General features: G+C 43.9%; 14 protein-coding genes. 3 read left to right on the forward strand and 11 right to left on the reverse strand.

Annotation, left to right across the window (positions count from 1 at the left end):
- Window positions 1–94: 94 nt before the first annotated feature.
- The 3 genes from HF312_03310 to HF312_03320 form a co-directional block, all read right to left on the reverse strand.
- Window positions 95–1,696, reverse strand: coding sequence for a T9SS type A sorting domain-containing protein (locus tag HF312_03310; protein ID MCU7519216.1), 1,602 nt, complete (start codon window positions 1,694–1,696; stop codon window positions 95–97).
- A gap of 200 nt (window positions 1,697–1,896) precedes the next feature.
- Window positions 1,897–4,329 (reverse strand): TonB-dependent receptor, encoded by a 2,433-nt coding sequence (locus tag HF312_03315; protein MCU7519217.1) that lies wholly within the window; start codon window positions 4,327–4,329, stop codon window positions 1,897–1,899.
- Between the two features lie 110 nt (window positions 4,330–4,439).
- On the reverse strand, window positions 4,440–4,772 hold the full coding sequence (locus HF312_03320) for a hypothetical protein (protein MCU7519218.1): 333 nt from the start codon (window positions 4,770–4,772) through the stop codon (window positions 4,440–4,442).
- A gap of 409 nt (window positions 4,773–5,181) precedes the next feature.
- On the opposite strand from HF312_03320, the gene HF312_03325 reads away from it, so the two are divergent.
- On the forward strand, window positions 5,182–7,389 hold the full coding sequence (locus HF312_03325) for a PAS domain S-box protein (GenBank protein ID MCU7519219.1): 2,208 nt from the start codon (window positions 5,182–5,184) through the stop codon (window positions 7,387–7,389).
- Between the two features lie 121 nt (window positions 7,390–7,510).
- Here the strand turns inward: HF312_03325 and HF312_03330 are convergent, their stop codons facing one another.
- From HF312_03330 to HF312_03345, 4 genes are all read right to left on the reverse strand, one after another.
- Window positions 7,511–8,008 carry a damage-inducible protein DinB gene (locus HF312_03330; protein ID MCU7519220.1) on the reverse strand — a complete coding sequence of 166 codons (498 nt, stop codon included), beginning with the start codon at window positions 8,006–8,008 and terminating at the stop codon, window positions 7,511–7,513.
- Between the two features lie 135 nt (window positions 8,009–8,143).
- Window positions 8,144–8,533 (reverse strand): nuclear transport factor 2 family protein, encoded by a 390-nt coding sequence (locus HF312_03335; GenBank protein MCU7519221.1) that lies wholly within the window; start codon window positions 8,531–8,533, stop codon window positions 8,144–8,146.
- Between the two features lie 94 nt (window positions 8,534–8,627).
- Entirely contained in the window at window positions 8,628–8,771 is a 144-nt protein-coding gene (locus HF312_03340) for a hypothetical protein (protein ID MCU7519222.1), read from the reverse strand.
- Between the two features lie 157 nt (window positions 8,772–8,928).
- On the reverse strand, window positions 8,929–9,357 hold the full coding sequence (locus tag HF312_03345; GenBank protein ID MCU7519223.1) for a hypothetical protein: 429 nt from the start codon (window positions 9,355–9,357) through the stop codon (window positions 8,929–8,931).
- Between the two features lie 258 nt (window positions 9,358–9,615).
- On the opposite strand from HF312_03345, the gene HF312_03350 reads away from it, so the two are divergent.
- Entirely contained in the window at window positions 9,616–10,257 is a 642-nt protein-coding gene (locus tag HF312_03350) for a SagB/ThcOx family dehydrogenase (protein ID MCU7519224.1), read from the forward strand.
- Between the two features lie 54 nt (window positions 10,258–10,311).
- On the opposite strand, the gene HF312_03355 is transcribed toward HF312_03350, so the two are convergent.
- Window positions 10,312–10,764: a metallophosphoesterase family protein gene (locus tag HF312_03355; GenBank protein ID MCU7519225.1), complete on the reverse strand. Its 453-nt coding sequence runs from the start codon at window positions 10,762–10,764 to the stop codon at window positions 10,312–10,314.
- A 72-nt stretch (window positions 10,765–10,836) separates the two neighbouring features.
- On the reverse strand, window positions 10,837–14,034 hold the full coding sequence (locus tag HF312_03360; GenBank protein MCU7519226.1) for a hypothetical protein: 3,198 nt from the start codon (window positions 14,032–14,034) through the stop codon (window positions 10,837–10,839).
- A gap of 297 nt (window positions 14,035–14,331) precedes the next feature.
- Here HF312_03360 and HF312_03365 point away from each other — a divergent pair, with 297 nt between their 5' ends.
- Complete coding sequence (locus HF312_03365) at window positions 14,332–15,777, forward strand: FAD-binding oxidoreductase (GenBank protein MCU7519227.1); 1,446 nt, start codon at window positions 14,332–14,334, stop codon at window positions 15,775–15,777.
- Window positions 15,778–15,939: 162 nt separating this feature from the next.
- Here HF312_03365 and metX read toward each other — a convergent pair whose 3' ends face one another.
- Together metX and HF312_03375 are read right to left on the reverse strand one after the other, a co-directional pair.
- Window positions 15,940–17,124, reverse strand: coding sequence for a homoserine O-acetyltransferase (gene metX, locus HF312_03370; GenBank protein MCU7519228.1), 1,185 nt, complete (start codon window positions 17,122–17,124; stop codon window positions 15,940–15,942).
- A gap of 20 nt (window positions 17,125–17,144) precedes the next feature.
- Entirely contained in the window at window positions 17,145–18,458 is a 1,314-nt protein-coding gene (locus HF312_03375; GenBank protein ID MCU7519229.1) for an O-acetylhomoserine aminocarboxypropyltransferase/cysteine synthase, read from the reverse strand.
- Between the last annotated feature and the right edge of the window lie 591 nt (window positions 18,459–19,049).

Raw genomic sequence — 19,049 nt, forward strand, 5'->3', positions numbered from 1 at the left:
ATAAACATGTTTTCAAAGATAAAAAAACATTACTTAAAACCATAAAGTAAGTATAAGAAAACCGGGCCGGATTCTCTATAGAGCCGGGGCTTCCTTATTTCAACAAGATGAACTTTTTAGCAATGTTAAATCCGCCGGATTCAAGCCTGTAGATGTATACCCCGCTTGGCAGTCTGCTGCCGTTAAATTCAACCCGGAAGAAGCCCGGATTCTTGATTTCATCCATTACTACAGCGACCCTGTTTCCAAGTATATCATAGACCGAGATCCTGACGGGTGCAGTTTTCCTTATGGTGAAGGCTATTGATGTAGAGGAGTTGAAAGGGTTTGGATAATTCTGCAAAACATTAAATTCCTGGGCTACTGAGGGTCCTTCATCCAAAAACAAACCATAAGCAATCTGTACAGATGCCCCGTAGTATTCACTATAATCCTTGCCGTTATTATAGTTGAATTCTAAGATTGAAGAAAAAGGTGTCCAGGCCCCGTCTTTCCATACAAATGATTCGCCTTTATCGGCGTTTCCGAAATAATCATAATGCAATCTCTGCATTTTATTATTTACCCAGATGCTGCCGACAAAGTTTTCGGAAAGAAATGTTAAAAGATGACCATTGGGGTTAAAGGTTCTGGTAATCCTGGAGGAGTCAATCCAGGCGTCCTGCCTCCAGACCTGCAGGAGACTTGTAACCTTATCCGAGTTAATGGAGTATGTGTTATTTGATCTTGAATTGTTAACCCAGGCTCCGTTATTCCAGTCTTCATAAAGTTCAGTAAGCTGCCTGTTTTTATTGTCAAATGCCCTGGTAATCCTGTACTCTTTTACCAGGTCGCCGTTTCTCCATTCCTCCTGGAGAAAAGAAAGCTCATTGCCGTTAGAGTCATAGGTGCTCGTTGTTCTCATAAGATTTGTCCACAGGCCGTTTTGCCAATACTGAAAAAGGTAAGTAAGCTCTTTGCCCTGGTCGTTGTAGGAATGAGTGTACTTTTCCCTGTTTTCCCATGCTCCGTTAGCCCATTCCTGATTTGTATAGGTAAGCAGATTTCCTCTGCCGTCATAAGTGCAGTCGGATTTTAAGACGTTTGTCCAGATGCCATTTGCCATTTGTTCCCAGGTATAGCTTAAGAAGTTACCATTGGCATCGTAAATAAAAGTATTTCTGGAATACGGAACCCAGGCACCAGACACCCATTTCTCTGAAACTGACACATACTTTGTGTAATTATCCTGATAAGTTTCAGTCATTCTCTCAACGTTTACCCAGGCGCCGTTTTGCCATTGTTCATAAAGGAAGCCTGCCGGTCTGCCGTTGTCATAGAAATAAGTTCTCCTATCAACGTTACTCCACTGACCGTCAGTCAACACCTGGGAAACTTCAGACTTTTTGCTGCGGTCCTCATTCCAGGTAAAAGTGGATGTTTGGGTTGAATCAAATATAATCAGTTTAGGCACATAAATATTGCCATCGGATTCAGTACCAGTTTTATTTTTCCCCAACTTCTTTATTATGAAGTTATTCAGACCTTTATAGAGCTCGCTTTTATCAGCGCTTTTGGTGCGCAATAAAAGTTGTTCTTCCTGTACCAGGGAGAAAGGCTCTATTCTATGAAGCTTTGCTTCGGATTTGACATCCTGCGGGCAGACGTATGTCTGTAAAAAAATGATTGCGATAATGGCAGTTAAAAGGCTCCTCATTACGGGCTCCAGGTTGATTTATGAGCAATCTTTCCTATTTGCTATGAATGTTTTTATGATGATCAGCATAAGGCTTGACCTGAATACAAAAGTTTTAAGCTGATATAATATACAGATAATAAAATTCTAAGTACAATCATAAATGGAGTCTTTTTTCTGCTTTTATTTATGTTTCAAAAATTTCCGGCGGCTGAATAGATTTATAAATGATAAGTTAATTTGAACACCACGTTTCTCCTTTCCTCAAAACTTGCGCCTGAGAAAAATGCGCCCTTGATCAGATGTTTATGATCCAAAAGATTTGTTACATATACCGAGGGCTCAATTGTCTGTCCTCTTGAGAATTTAATTGTAAAGCCTCCCGAGAGATTAAAAATCCATGCCGGGGTTGTATGTGCCCCCTGGTTAAAACTGAAAAGCCCGGTTCTGAAAGCGTAATTCTCATTACCGTTTGTAAGTCCCGAGGCATAATTTGCGCTGAGATTAACGAACCAGTTCTCAGGCTGGTAATTAAGCACTATTGATCCCGAGAGGCGCTCGTCATGGTCCAGGTCGAATACATCCGTTGAGGGATCTGCAGGCAGAAACCCGCCTGTAACCGGTCCGCGCCCGTAGGCATGAATAAGAGAGCCGTTAATGGATCCCGAGAGGGGAACTTCAGGATGGTTGTATGTAAGGGACATGTCGAAGCCGCTGACTTTTACGCGGGCGATATTAACGTTTACCCTGATTGTGCTCGATCCAAGCGTCTCGTCATCAAGTCCCGGGGCAGCCTCTTTATAGAACCCGGACAACTTAGAACTAAAGCCATTCTGCCAGTTCCTGAGAAATGTCAGTTCATACAAATTATCCTTTTCAGGAACAGCCGGGGGTGCATTATTGCCGAGGAGGGATGCCACAGATCCCAGGTTTTCTATGTTTGAGGGCATAAAAAGCCTGTCGTAGCTGAGGGTTAAGCTGTTAAACTCGTTAATAAACACGTTCCACTTTATTCTGGGCGACAGCTCATACTCATTTGCAGCTGAGGGAGCATTATGCACGTCGTATCTTAATCCCAGATCAAGCCTTATCCATTCAAACGGATGCCATTCTGTTTCAGCAAATATGCCAGCGTCGTAGCCATGGTAGCGGGTATTGCTGCCAAGGCTTTGAGACGAGACATTAAAAAAACTGAAATCTTCCCTGCCGAAAGTATCCCCGTAGTTAAAACCCGCGGCATATTTGAAATGGTGCGAGAGTCTTTCATCGTATTTTGCCCTGATGCCAAGGGTTGTAAATTTCCTGTTCTGCCCTACGACATAACCGGTGGAAGAATCGCCGTTCAGGTAAGTTTTGTTCCCGTCATTCAGATCCGGAATAAAATTAAGTCCTCCTTCACGTGCAAAACCCCCGATGAAGAGGTTTGTTTCATTTTCAGGCTCGGTTGAAATCGTATGGAAATAGGACAAGGTCTGGAATGAGTTATAAGAGTCCTGGTTATCCAGCCTGATCCCTTCCGCGGGGTCATACGGCACCTGGGTTTGTGTTTTGCTATAGTTAAGGTTCATAGTAACATAATCGCGGCCGTTAATCAGGTAGTCAAATTTTCCATAAGCAAAATAATCCGATCCATGGTCATGGAAGAGCTCTTCTGCGGGCTGGTCAATTCTCCTGTCGGTTTCCTGGCGCGAAGCCCCAATAAAATAGCCAAGATTTCCCGGATGGTCACTAAGCGAGATGCTTTGCCCGTTTGAGTTTAATGCCTTAAAGGCGCCTATGCGACCTCCTGAGAGTGCGCTGTTTGAAGTCAGATAGCTGCCCGCAAAGCTGGACAAATCGAGGTGGAACCTGCCTGTAGGGACTTTATTCTGAATATCCATCAGCCCTGCAAGCTGCCCGCCGAATTCTGCCGGAAATCCCCCTGTATAGAAAGTAATTTTTGATATAACCTTAGGGTCAACAATTTCATTTAGCCCCCCGAATACTCCAAGCGGGATGGGTATTCCGTCAACCAGGTAAGAAAACTCACCGTGCGAACCCCTGATATGGACCTCCCCTTTCGGGGCCCTTACCGCACCCGAGAGGTTCTGCTGAATAAGCTGCGTCATTGTTCCCGCGGGGGATGCGTGGTATGTCTCTCCTTCAAAAACCTGGCGTCCGCTGATTATGTCAATTGAGGAAGCAGAGTTCTGGATTTTACTTCCCTGAACTACAATTTCGTTCAGCTGCACTGTGCTTTCTGAAAGGAAAACGCCATAGCCCTTATGCCCGGGGTCAACAAGTACAGTGTCGTTAAAGTCGTTATAGCCGACATAATGCGTTGAGAGAAGATAGCTGCCGCTTCCAAGGTCATTAAAGACCACTTTTCCAAAAGGGTTCGTTGAGGCAGAAGCAACAATGGAGCCTCCCTCCCTGAGGACAATAACCACGTACTGCAGGGGAGCCTGTGTATTCTTGTCCAGAACAGTTACTGTAAAATTTATTGTTTCATTTTTTGAAGGAGCATTGTTATTCTTTTCATTTTCTGCCGGCAGGTTAGTCCGGAGTAAAACGGCCATAATAAAAGCAATTGTAAGAGCATTCTTTATCATATGAACGGGAGACAACCTTTTAAGGGCCTCTTCCCGCCGGTTATAAACTTGTGGTACATCCATCTTTATTTTCCTTTTATAGTTTAAAAAGCAGCAGCCAGGCACATCATAAGTATGCGCTCAGAAAGAAAAGCCTGTTTTTAATCAGGCGAAGCTAAGGCTTAAATAAAAAATTAAACTAAAGACGGAGGTGCACGCAGGGAAAGTGAGGAGAAGAATTCAGTCTGGTAACCGGCTTCATTTACTGTGGCTACAGGGCTTTCAACCGTTTGCAGATTTGAAACGGTTTGCCTGAGGGAGCAGATAATTACAGAGGAATACAAATGGCATACCGGGCAGTTATCCTCTGAATTAGTGAGAGTTTTTGAAACAGAGGTTTCAGAAGACAGGACTGTTTTATCCGGGTTCAGGGAATCAAAGTGATGGAAGTGAGTAATACTAACTACAATAAAAGACAAATACCCCAATAGAAATATCGAAGCAAATATCCTCCTCTTTTTATCCATTCTTCCATTCATAACTTTAATTTCTTCTGCATGGGTTTACATCTATTAATACATCCGGTTCATTTGAAAGTTCCTGGCCGGCCATTAATCCGCAAAAAGATGTTTTGTAAAAGACTGTACAGGAGCCAGCGGGACATCAATTTTTATAATATAAAAATTCCGCCATGCAGAACAAGAGCACAAAGTGCCCCATTTTCAAAAAAAGATGCCATCGATCACTTTTCTCACACATCAAAGACTGTAGTAATTCAGGATATATAATACTTCGGGGTATAATTTAGACAAATTATGGTATTTGAATTCCGGCCTATGGGGATTAAGTTAATTTATATAGTTAATAGCCTGATTTTGCTTGGAACAATTTTTTTGAAGAAAAGCCGATTGAGTTTGAAAGGAGTTGTGGCATTGAATGGAACTTAACCTTCAGCCCCCAACTGGTTATAATAAGGGAAGCAGCGTAATAGCTGTTCTGGCGATTGCAAAAATTCTTGTAGTTATAATCTTTGTTATAGATTTATATCTTCCGCTAGGATATGCCGTATGGATACTGTACCTTATTCCGCTCATTTATGTATCCATAAAGCTGCAAAACCCTCTTTTTACAAATCTTATACTGGTGCTCTGTGTACTGCTGATAATAGCAGAGTTTTTCTTAAGCCGTTCTGAGGGGAATTTAAGAATAGCACTTTTCAATGCGGTATTAGGGATAGCAGCTTTCATGTTCGTTACGTATATACTGAACTACAAAAAGTCTCTTGAAGGCAAACTTATTGAAAGTGAAACCCTCTTCAGGCGGACTTTTGAGCAGGCAGGGACAGGAATAGTTCATTTTGATATGGCAGGCCGCTGGATCAGGCTTAATGACAAGTACTGCGAGATTGTGGGTCACACACGTGAAGAACTCCAGCACATGAGTCCTTCGGATATAATTCATCCCAACGACCTTGAGAAGGATCTTAACTGCAGGTTAAGGCTTATCTCGGGAGAAATATCGGATTTCAAAATAGAGAAAAGATATATACGCCGTGACGCCTCAATAGCATGGACAATATTTACGTGCACGCTTATGCACGAGGCGTCTACAAACAGGGACTTCTTTGTAGGCGTTGTGGAAGACATAACCAAAAGAAAACTTGAGGAAGAGACGGTTAAGGCCAGCGAAGCCTTTCTTAAGCAGGTGCTCGAGCTGCTTCCTGTGGGCATACTTTTCTTAAATGAAAAGGGTGAGATTACAAGATCGAATCCGAAGGCGAAAGATATCTGGGGGGGTGAGAGGCGTGTGGGCATAGAAAGTTTTGCAGATTACAAGGGGTTTTGGCCCGACTCCGGGGAGCCCATAGGGCCGCATGAATGGGCATCAGCAAGGGCAATTGAAAAAGGTGAAACAGTTACAAATGAGCTTGTAAATATAGTATGCTTTGGGGGAAATCCTAAAACCATTATAAATTCAGCAATGCCGCTTAAGGATGACGCAGGGAGAATAACAGGAGCAATTAATGTAATCCAGGATATAACAGAATTAAAGAAAGCTGAAGAGGACTTAAGGGTAAGTGAAGAGAAATTCCGGACAATTGCTGAAACCATGCCGCTGATTGTATGGACGGCTGAGAGAACAGGTGATCTTGATTACGCAAACCAGTGGGGGCTGGATTACTCGGGGATGAACGCAGAGGAGCTGGAAGGCTGGGGATGGCTTAAAATGCTGCACCCGGATGATCTTGCCCGAACAGAAGAGAAATGGGAAGAATCCCTCCGGACCGGGAAAATATATGAAGACACAGTTCTATTCAGAAAGCACGACGGGCACTACCGCTGGTTTTTAACGCGTGCCGTTCCTTTAAGGGACAACAAGGGAAATATCATAAAATGGTTCGGAACTTCAACAGACATTCATGAACAGAAAAAAGCAGCAGAAAGGCTCCATGAGGTTTTAAAAGAGCTTGAAAGGTCAAACAATGAGCTTGAACAGTTTGCCTATGTAGCCAGCCACGATATGAAGGAGCCGCTCAGGATGATTTCAAGTTATCTGCAGCTGCTTTCAAAAAACTACAAGGGCAAGCTGGATGAAAATGCAGACGACTTTATAAGTTATGCAGTTGACGGGGCGCTAAGAATGAGTACGCTGATAAATGATCTACTGTTGTATTCAAGGGTGTCATCAAAAGCAAGAGAGTTCACTTCTGTTAATTTAAAAGGGGTGGTGGAAGATGTCTTAGGGGATCTGGAGGTACTTATAAATGAAAGTAAAGCAGTAATAACCTATAAAGATCTTCCAACTGTAAAGGCAGACGATTTACAGATGAAGCAGCTTTTCCAGAACCTGATTCAGAACGCACTGAAGTTCAGGAACAGTGAGGGCATTAAAGTGGATATAAGTTCAGAAAGAACGGGCTCCGAATGGCTCATTACGGTGCGCGATAACGGCATCGGCATAGATCCACAGTACTACGAGAGGATTTTTGTAATATTCCAGCGTCTGCATGAAAGAGAAAAGTATTCAGGTACAGGCATCGGCCTGGCCCTATGCAAGAAAATAGTCGAACGCCATGGCGGCAGAATCTGGGTGGAATCTGAGCCCGGGAAAGGATCCAGCTTTCATTTCACTCTGCCGGCATGAATATAAGAGCAATATAAAAGCCCAAAGGCAGAAATACCGCCTTCGGGCTTTCAGGATCAGCAATAAATTCATAGGACAGTAATCTGTTCTAAGATCCTTTTTATACTAAAATCCTTTTACACTAAAAACCTTTTTCATCTGCCGACGGGCCGTAAATGGAAGGGACTAGTATATCGTTAAGCCTCATATAAACCGTCAGCTGCCCGCGGTGATGAACAAGATGGTTTATTGTCTGCACCACGGATTCTTTTTTTGACGAGCTGAAAAGGAGCAGCCCGTTGCTTTTCAGGGAGAATGTTTCTAAAAGCCCTTCATCGGAAGCATTTTGCAAAGCGTTTTTGGCTCCCAGCATATTTTCATCAAAGAATTTCACCAGTTCAGTAGTAGTACGGGGCTGGTAGTGCTCAAAAGTGGCAAAATCAATTTCCGCAACTTTTATAATATGAGTTAACCATCTGGGAATTTCCGCAACCAGCGTTGCCAGGTCTCCCAGTGTCATAGATTTATTGTGAGGCTTCCAGGCCGAAAGTTCCATTGGAATCCTCTCGAGACATTTGCGCGTGGAAGCCGTTTCCATTTCCAGCTCTTTCAGATACTCAGATGCCATTACTCCTGCCATAAGTCATCACTCCTAACTTTATTTCTGACTGAATAGCTCATCATTAATGTGTTAGAATATAATAGTCTTAAGCTTCCAATAAGTCAATAATATTCATTTCCCCCATAAATTCAGGAGTATGGTACGGTTAAATGTTCATGGCTTTGTATGCGACCAGTTTGAATGCGCCAGCTTCCATTGGCCGTTAACGAGATGGTAGACCTCAGTTGTATTCCACTTGTTCTCCTGCCCGTTTTCAAAATAGCCGATGAAGTTAAATGTAAGTATTGCTGTATCGTTATAGAGCTGGACATGGGGATTTACCAGTTCATAGCGGGGAAAACTGAAAGTATACCTGAAAGATGCATAGAAATCGCGGAAATCTTTTAAGCCCGTTACACGCGATTCGACAAAAGGATCGAAGTAAGTAATATCATCGGCGGCAATATCAACAAACCCAAATGTGTCGCCGGTCTTCCAGCGGTCGAGCGCTCCTTTTTCAATATTGATAATAACTTCTTCAGGACATTCACCCTGCGGGGCCATAGTAAAACTCCTTTTTTTATTGAGCGGATTATGAGGACGCATGAATTTGAAGTAAACACAGAACAAAATTAATTACTAATTTACTCCGAGTCAATCAGCTTTTCCGAAGAAATTCCAGCACCCTGCTGTTATAAAACTGCGGGTTAGCTACCTGCATGGAATGCGAAGAAGCGGAAACCGCAGTAAGTTCACTTTTCGGCAGCAGGCGGCTTAGTTCATCAATTGTAAGGTGAAACATCTTTGGGCTCCTTTCCCCTTTCAAGAGAAAGTGAAGAAGGGGAAAGGAGAAAAGTGAGGGCAAAATTAACCCTACGGCCTTATTCCGCAATTGGATTGTTCAATGGGAATAAAGCCGCTTGAAAATTTTTCAGAGATGCAGACGCAGACTTAAAGTATTATTTTTCCTTTTCATCCAGGATTGCCAGAAGTTCGCCGTAGACGTGGTTTTCAAGATCCTGTGCCACCTCAAGCTGGTTTTTAATTATATCCACAACGGGACGCTTTGAAATTTCCTCTAAATGGTTCCTCATATATTCAATCTGCGCCATCCTTTTTCTGGGCAGGATCTCTTTGGCAATAAAATCGTTAAATTCCCTAATAGTTCTGGATAACGATTCCCTTATAAAAACATCCTGGTTCGGAGGAACCATAGCGGAATCTTCTGGATTTTCAAAGGTTTTGTGGGCTCTTACAGAATTAAGAAGGAACTCTCTTTCCTCATCTTTATAGGAATTAGGGACAAAAGACATAGGGCTGATGGCGCTTTGCAAGTCGTCCACATTCTGCAGCAGCACTCTAATGCTTTCTTTCTGATACGCATTCATAAGGCCTCCATAATATTATTATTTTAATTATGGTGTTATTTAATCCACGTTAATCAGTAATATATTGACAGCAGTATCCCCTCACTCGTGCCCAAAACAACTTACCAAGACCCTGTTTTTCTTACAAGGCATTAAAACAGTAGCCGTAGAAGAGTAAATATTGACTCTGAATCTTTATTGTCATATGTTTTCAAGTGTCCTGCAGCAATTCCCATAATTCTGTATAAAACTATCTTGTTTAATAAATCCGGAGTTGAAATGTTTCAGATTAAGGTTCTTCTTCCAGTGGTATTATTTATTCTTACAGTCTCAGCATGCGCACAGGACAAGGCATTAAAGCTCCCGCCGCCGCAGAAAGAGGCAGGAAAGCCACTTATGCAGGCTTTAAGCTTAAGGCAATCCACACGCACCTTCAGTCCTGAGGCTCTTTCAATGCAGGATCTGTCGAACCTCCTTTGGGCCGCATTCGGCATCAACAGAAGCGAAACGGGAAAAAGGACAGCTCCCTCGGCCATGAACTGGCAGGAAATAGACGTTTATGCGGCAACAAAAGACGGTATGTTTCTCTATGACGCAAAGGATCACTCGCTCATAAAAGTCTCAGACGAGGATCTGAGGCCGCTTACGGGGAAGCAGGATTTTGTAAAGGATGCCCCGCTTGACCTGGTTTTTGTAGCAGACATGTCAAAGACCGGAAATTCCTCCAGCGGCGACAATATGCTCTACACCGGCGCCGACTGCGGCTTTATTGCACAGAATGTGTACTTATACTGCGCCTCAGAGGGGCTGGCCGTTGTAGTGCGCGGGATGGTGGACAGGGAGGCTCTTTCAAAGAAGCTTAACTTAAAGCCGGAGCAGAAGATCATTCTTTCGCAGACCGTGGGATACATGAAAAAATAATATACGAAAGTCATGCCGTCAGGAAAATGGTCCCTGACGGCATGGTAAGGCATTTTATTTTAATTGTATTATTTCTGCTTCCATGTTCCCGTTTTCAATTCTAAGAAGGCCGGCTGTTATCGGGAGGCGGAAGCGCTGGGGGCCTGCGCTGCCGGGATTAAAGTATAAAACTCCCTTTTCATTTTTTATCATGGCTTTGTGGGAATGCCCGTATATCACTACGTCAATATCGTTTTCAGCGGGATCTGTCTTAAGGTCTGCAATATTATGCAGCACTAAAATCCTTTTATTCTCAACAGTTACATATTCTCTTTCTTTCAGACTGTCGGCCCAGTAGTCGACATTTCCCCTTACGGCAACGGTATCCTTTATCTTTCTTAATTCTTCAAGCACGGATTCACGCCCCACATCCCCCGCGTGGAGTATCAGCGCGCAGCCATTAAATAACTCTTTTACCTCTTCGCGAAGAAGCCCGTGTGTATCCGATATAACTCCGATTAGCGTCATACTTCCCTGTTTTGATTAATAAAAAAGGACAGGCTGATATGAGTCTGTCCCTGAATATACTATAATTATATTTTATTGTGCAGCGCTGCCGGTTAAAGTTACCTGCATTGCCGAGGGAGCATGGTAGCCTTTTTCAACTATCTGATCCTTTTTGAAAATTGCCCACTGCGGCATGCGGTAAAGGTTCTTTGTCATGTGGTAGAGTTCAAGAGCGCTGTTAGCAATGAAGAGGTAAACTGTCTTCTTTGGGTTATAAGGATTGGGGTAAGCCAGGAAGAGCCCGTCGTCGGAGCTGCCGTAGTTTTTCCCGTTCCACTTGAAAAGATTCTTCCCTGCTTTAACTTCCAGCTTTTCAGTTACTTTTTTCATCAGGCTGTTTTCAGAAGCGCTGCCTAAAATCACAAGGTCACTCTCTGAAAGGTCAGATAAATCAACTTCATTATCCTTCTTAATCGGAAGGAGGATTTCAGTAAACTTGTCGGCCGCCATTTTCTGGAATCTCTGTGCCAGTGTATGATTAGCTTCATCTTCACCTGAGGTTCCATAGACAATTAGAGTCTTTGAAAAATCGTCCGAAAAGTTGCTAAAAGTATAAACGCATTCTCTTTCTACAGGGATGTCGTTACCGGCATTAAATGTCAGCTTTTCCGGCTTATCCTTAAGCCTGAAGGAGAATGTACCATTCTGATCTGTGACTTCAACTTTCTTCCAAACCTGTTCTTTAGCAGTTTCAATCATGACTGTTGATAAGAAATGGTATGGCTTCCCTTCCTGGTTAACGTTCAGAGTCACGTTCCATCCATTACCTTCGGAAGCTGAGGAGGCAGAAACTTTAATCTGAGGCAGGTCACCTCTTGAGGTCCACTGGCTTACAAAAGCGTCCAGATTCTTTCCGCTTACTTTTTCAAGATTATTCAGGAAATCCTTAGAAGTAATTTCTTTTTCCTTAAAAGTATCATGGAATTTCGTCATGACCTTTGAGAACGTATCATTTCCCAGGAGCATTCTGAGCTGGTGCAGAAGGTATGTGCCGCGTATCCTCGGGATCTGGTACTGCTTGTATTCGTTATAGACTGTTTTAGCCTCGTCGGGTGCAACAGTCCCTTCGTGCTGCATTGTATAAAGGAGCCTCGAATTAAGTTCAGCGAGCTCATCTTTTATGTAGGATGATGCTTTAAGGGAGCCTGAAGGCATTGAGTTCAGCATATTCCAGTATGCAGCCGTGCCGCTTATGAACCAGTTCACCTTATCTGATGAAGGATAGACCGTATTGTGCCACAAAGAAGCTTTATCGAACGAGAAGGCTTCTTTTACCTCGTCAAGCACAGGAGTAAGTTCATCTGCTTTTAGAGACTTCTGTTCTTTTTCGTGCATTTCCTTGAGTTTTTCAGTAAAGAGGACGGGATTAATTACAGAATATCCGAGCGACAAATGAGGTATTGCGCCCGGCAGGTCGGGCACGCGTCCGTTTTCATTTATAAACATTTCACGGAGTGTAACTTTTCCGTAGTTGGCAAAGAACATCATATGCTCTGCCATTTCAGAAGTTGTAACCTTGCCGTCGCACGCGTGGGGACGGTTAATAGGAGAAGAGTTCCAGAGGTTAAATGCTTTAGAGGGGTCAATTTTCCCGTAATTTTCCTCGTAGAACTTTGTAAAAGCAAGGTCGCGGTTAACGGGTCTGAATGCCAGGTCGTAGGGTGAGTTGTCGTCGTTTACAATATATTCTTTTCTGACCTCGAGTGACTTATTATTGTTATCGCTCCAGTACCAGTCCTTCTGCCCGTTGTAGAAATCGTTTTTAGAGCTGCGCCATACTTTATATTTATTTGTTCCCAGTATCAGGATTGCAATTTCATCGGTTTTGGTGTCGGCAATAAGCCAGTCGTTTGTATAAAGACCGTTATTTTTTTCAGCCATAATATTGACTACGTCATCAATACTCTTAGCGTACTGGGCGGCCTTGCGGATGCGGTTAGACTGCGGTATGCCGTCGGGATTATACGGTGTCTGGCCTACTGTAGTTTCGCCAATCATTATGCCCGATTCATTGATATAGAAATCGGCTCCGGAGTGAATTCCGCCGGGGTAGGTCTCATAAACCAGGCGGTTACCCTTTGAAGGCTTAACGTCAACAATAAAATTCCAGTGCGGTCCTGTATATCCGTTCCACATAAAGAGCTGTCCGAAGACAATCCTGCTATCTTTTGTTGCAGACTTTGTAGCCAGGAAGCCAGAGCACTTATGGAGTTTATCCTGGAGAGAAAGCTCGTCTTCAGCTGCAAGGAAGCTTTTTCCTGTAAGAGGGTTTGACGTATTATGAAGTGCATCGGCCGCATAGTCGAGGTCTATAGAAGAGTTAAGGGCAACGATATCTATAAGGTCGAGGTTTTTGCCGAAGAGGTTTATGCCGGCCTTATTGGCTCCATCTGCAATACCCTTCATTTCCGTCAGGTATTCCTCTTCGTAGCGTCTCAGCATTATTGCATCGGCTGAAAAGCGGATGTCGTTCCATCCCTGCTGCGGGTTTGCCGTATTTTTCTTTATGGCAAGTTTACTAATAAACTCCCTAATTTCATCGGCAGCAAGGTATCCGTACTGGCAGCCTCTCTGGTACGGCTCCCCTTCAATATGTAGGAAAATCCATCCTTTATCCTCGAAGCGGAAAGATTTTCCGTACCACCTGACAGTTTCCATAGGGATGTACTGTGAAATATCGTTTACCTCTTCAAGGCGCACGTCATCGAACCAGGCATTGCCTTTGGCTCCGCCGTTGTAGCCCAGGTTCAGGGAAATTCTGTCTTCTTTTGTTGTTGCAATAAAAATGGTTTCAATCCTCTGCCATTCCGACGTACTTCCGAGCGCCGGCGAATGGTTTGTAAAAGGGAATGACATCATTGAGATGCAGGCAGCAACAGGAGTCGGGTACTGGTCAGAAGGATTAGTATAAGCGTTTTCAGTTTTAACCCAGGCGCTCAGGCGGTAGAGGCTCCCGATTTTGAGCTTAACGACGCCGGAGGTGACCGAAGTGCGGCTGAAATCCCTGTTACTTACAAGAAGGCTTGAAGTTCCTTCGTGCGCAGTCTTTGAGTCCAGAAGAATCTGTGCTTCACCCCTGGAATCCGTCTGCCAGTCTGCGGGCTTATTATCCGGGGACTTTTGTTCAAAACCCGGATTTGAAATTTGAAGTTTTTCTGTCTGTGCATTCAGAAGTCCTGAAGCCCAGGGCAGGAACAAAACAGATAAAATAAGCAGCTTTGTCCGGTTCATATTGCTCCCTGTTAAATACTTACAGTATATAATTTTACGGTTTGTGAAAAATTAAGACAAGAAACGTTTCCATGCAATATTTTTCTACTCTTAATTTACCTGTGACAGTAAAAGAAGACGCGGTAAAACCGACTATGTATGGAGCATTTGAAAGCAGAGGCCGGATTTTGGTGTGCAGGAAAATTGGCACTGATACTTAAAAAAATAAATGTTACTTAAAAAGATCTTCTTTAAACGCCGGGATAAAATAATCAGTTCATATTTTAAGACAGTAAAATGAAGGAAGGAAAATGTGCTATGAAATTCAATACATTGGACGGCAGCCTGATAGACCTGCCGCAGGATAAGCTGGACAATTTTAAGATGCGCATCCGGGGGCCCATACTCACGCCCGGGGATTCAGGCTACGAGGATTGCCGCAGCCTCTGGAACGGTATGATAGATAGAAAGCCCGGGCTCATTGTGCGCTGCATTGGAACCCAGGATGTAATTGCATCTGTAGAGTTTTCGCGGGATAACAACATTCTCCTCTGTATAAGAGGCGGAGGGCACAATATTGCAGGGCTGGCCTCAGCAGAAGGAGGACTTATGCTGGACATGTCGCTCATGCGCGGGGTATGGGTAGATGAGCAGAAAAAGGTTGCGCACGCGCAGGCGGGCTGCCAGTTGGGTGACGTGGACCGGGAAACCCAGCTGCACGGCCTTGCTGCAGTCCTGGGATTTGTTTCGCAAACGGGCATTGCGGGCCTGACGCTAGGAGGCGGCTTCGGTTATCTTACGAGGCGGTGGGGCTGGACAGCAGACAATGTCCTTGGAATGGATGTAGTAACAGCCGAAGGGAAACTTGTGCGCGCCAGCAATGAAGTCAACCCAGACCTGTTCTGGGGTCTGCGCGGAGGAGGAGGAAATTTCGGAATTGTGACGGGCATTGATTACGTGCTCTATAATGTGGGACCTGAGGTTATAGGAGGAATTGTAGCCTGGCCTGTAAGCGAAGCTCCCGGGGTACTGGGCCTCTATAGAGAACTGATTAAGACAAGTCCTTCTGAACTCACGCTTGTAGCGCTGATAAGGCCTGCACCTCCTGCACCATGGCTCCCGAAAGAAATTCATGGAAAACTTATTATTGCCCTTCTTGCGTGCTACAGCGGGAAGCCCGAGGATGGAGAAAAGCTCGTTGCACCGATAAAGTCTTTCGGCAGCCCTGTTGGAGATGTACTGATTAAAAGGCCATATACACAACTGCAGTCGATGCTAGACGCCACTCAGCCGAAAGGCAGGCGTTATTACTGGAAGAGTGAGTATCTTGCGGATATTGAGCCATCGCTTTGTGAAAAGTTCATAAAGAATGCTGAAATGATCAAGTCGCCTCATTCAGCCGTTGTCCTTTTCCAGATAGAAGGCGCACTGAATAAACTTAGGACTGAACATTCGCCTGTTGGCAACCGCAACGCCAAGTTTGCGCTAAACATAACAGCCGCGTGGGAAAAGGCAGAAGAAGACAGCGCGCACATAGCCTGGGCGCGTAACGCGTGGAATGACATGAAAGAGTACTCCACAGGCGGCGCCTACGTAAACTTTATGACTGAGGATGAAGGTCCGGAACGCAACGAAGCCGCATTTGGAAAAGCGCTAACGAGGCTTGCACAGGTGAAGGCAAAGTGGGACCCCAAGAACATGTTCCGTACAAACCGTAATATTAAGCCGGCAACGGAAAGGGACCTTATAATGGATAAGGAATAATATGAAGTGTGATAAGAGGAAGCTTAGCTAATAAAAAATAAAGTCAGAAGAATATAAGGCCAAAGGACTTTGTAAAATATTATTCTATTAGCAAAAGCACTGGGTATAATTCCCAGTGCTTTATAAACCTGCAATCCTGCAATTTCTTACCCCGAAATATTTTTAAGAGGACAGGCCGTTAAGAAATCCTGAAATAATCCTTGTCATCTGTTCAAATTCAATCAGAAAAGCATCATGCCCGTAAGGCGAGTCTATCTCGGCATATCTGGCATTTGGAATAAGCTTTGCAATTTCCTTCTGCTCCTCAGCCGGATAGAGCACGTCTGTATTTATACCGATTGAGAGTGCAGGAGTCTTAATGCTTCCAAGCACGTCTTCCAAAGTTCCCCTGTTATAGCTGACGTCATGCAGATCCATTGCATCTGAAAGATACAAATAGGTATTGGCGTCAAATCTTTCAACCAGTTTCTTTCCCTGATAGTTAAGGTAGCTCTGGACCTGGAAAAGGTTCTCATCGTTAAAATAATCCGAGGCGTTATTTAATCTTTCTCTATTGAATCTTGAATTAAAGGATGTGTAGCTGCGGTAGGTAATCATGGCTATCATTCGGGCCAGTTCAAAGCCTTTATAAGGCTGTTCAGTGTAGTTTCCGTTATTCCAATCCGGATCGAACTTAATGGCGTTTCTTGCCGTATTATTAAGTCCTATTGCCCAGTCGCTGTGTCTTGCCGTAGTTGCAATGGGGATTATGGAATTGAGGATTTCAGGGTACATAACAGCCCATTCGAGGACCTGCATGCCGCCAAGGGATCCGCCTGCCACAGTAACGAGTTTATTTATGCCCAGGTATTTAACAAGCTCATGCTGCACTTTAACCATATCCCTTACTGTTACCTTAGGGAAGCCGCACCTGAAGCTTCTTCCCGTATTTTTATTTATGGATACCGGGCCTGAGGTACCGTAGCAGCTGCCGAGAATGTTAGAGCAGATGACGAAATACTTATCTGTGTCAAAAGCCTTACCGCTGCCGATAAGGCTATCCCACCAGCCCGGTTTGCCGAAGTTCATGCTGCTGTATTTAGTTAAGCAATCCGGATCACTCTCCGGATTGCTTTCTAAATGGCTCAGTTTACCAGCGGCATGTGCATTACCCGTAAGGGCATGGCAGATTAAAATTGCGTTATCATTATCGGCGTTAAGGCGGCCGTAGGTCTGATAAGCAACTTTAACGTTAGTTAATTCAGCTCCGGTTTCAAATATAAGCGGATTCCGCTCGCTGTACAGATCCACAAATTTTGTAACCGGAGTAAGAGTATTAGTTTCCGCAGTTTCGTTTAGTATTCGCATATTCTGAATTATTAGTTTAATTATTTTACCGCTGCCTTAAGCGCCTGGTCAAAATCTTCCTTTATGTCATCAATATGTTCGAGTCCCACAGAGACTCTGATCATATCGGCAGTTACACCGGCCTCGAGCTGTTCCTGTTCAGAAAGCTGCTGGTGTGTTGTAGACGAAGGGTGTATAACCAGGGTTTTAGCGTCGCCCACGTTAGCCAGGAGGCTTGCCAGTTTAACGTTGTTAACGAATGCCTTACCGGCCTCAAGGCCGCCTTTTACGCCGAAGGCAAGCATTGAGCCAGCCTGTCCCTTTCTCAGGTATTTCTTTGCATTTTCATGAGAAGGATGGCTTTCCAGTCCGGGATACAGTACCCACTCAACCCTCTCATCTTTTTCGAGCCATTTGGCGAGTTCGAGGGCGTTATAGGAATGTCTTTCCATTCTAAGAGAAAGGGTTTCAAGGCCCTGGAGAAGGAGGAAAGAGTTAAACGGACTGATGCAGGGGCCCAGGTCACGCAGGTTTTCGACCCTTGCCCTTATAATGAAAGCGATATTGCCGAAAGGAGACTTAGTACCGAAGAGATCTGCAAAGACGATACCGTGGTAGCCCGGGCTTGGTTCAGTAAACATCGGGAATTTGCCGCTTGCCCAGTCGAACTTTCCCGAATCCACTATTACGCCGCCAATTGAAGTGCCATGGCCGCCGATCCATTTTGTGGCGGATTCAACCAATATATCCGCTCCGAATGAAATCGGGTTAGCCAGGTAGCCGCCGGCGCCGAAAGTGTTATCTACAATAAGGGGGATTCCGTTTTTATGTGCAAGGTCAGCCAGAGCCTTAAAATCAGGGATGTTCAGTTTAGGGTTGCCGATAGTTTCAATATAGAGGGCTTTTGTTTTATCGTCTATGAGTTTTTCAAATTTTTCCACTTCATCGCCTTCCACAAATTTAACGTCTATTCCGAGTCTGGGGAAAGTAACCTTAAAGAGGTTATAGGTTCCGCCATAGAGGAAGCTGGAGGAGACGATGTTATCCCCCTGCTGGGCAATGGTTGCAAGAGTTATAGTTGCAGCAGCCTGGCCGGAAGAGACGGCAAGAGCAGCAGCGCCGCCTTCCAAAGCCGCAATGCGTTTTTCAAAAACGTCAGTAGTAGGATTCATGATCCTGCTATAAATGTTGCCGAATTTGCTGAGGCCGAATAAGTCGGCAGCATCCTTGGCGTCATCAAAGACATAGCTTGATGTCTGGTATATAGGCACCGCGCGTGATTTAGTTACCGGATCTACTTTCTGTCCGGCGTGAAGCTGAAGGGTTTCGAATTTATATCCGTTATTACTTCCCATTTGTTTCTCCAATTGTTTTTCTATCTCTCTCTGTACAAATATATTATTAATTATAACCGGTTAATCAGTTCAGGTCAAAAAAAAACCGGCTTCATTGCTGAAGCCGGTTTTTAATACTTATATATATACGCAGCCGACGTCAGCTTCCCTGGGGGAACATCATAATCATACACATCCACATTGCGCTATTTAATGTCATGTTTTTCAAAGTTCGTCGGCTGATTTTATATTAAAACTTTATTAATGTTTTTATTTTATGAATTATAACCTACGATATAAAAAGTTATTTGTCAATATGTATAATCGGATTTTTTGTCTATAAATGTAATTTAATGCATTTTCATGCATATTTCTATCAGCCGTGTGCATCGGGCAGGAACAGCAAAACTGCACTTAAACATTTTGAGTGATGTGTTAATAACGTGTTAACAATCCGTTATTAAAATCTTATAGGATTCAGGGCTAAGGGATAAGCTGTAACTTTCATGGCAGAGTATTAAAGAGAATGAAAACATAATGTTATATTATCAATCTAATGATAAATAAAACCGCAGTAATTTTTATGTATAGCGTAAAACTATTACGGCTTTA

Source organism: Ignavibacteria bacterium (assembly GCA_025612375.1).
In the GTDB taxonomy this organism is placed as follows: Bacteria; Bacteroidota; Ignavibacteria; order Ignavibacteriales; family SURF-24; genus JAAXKN01.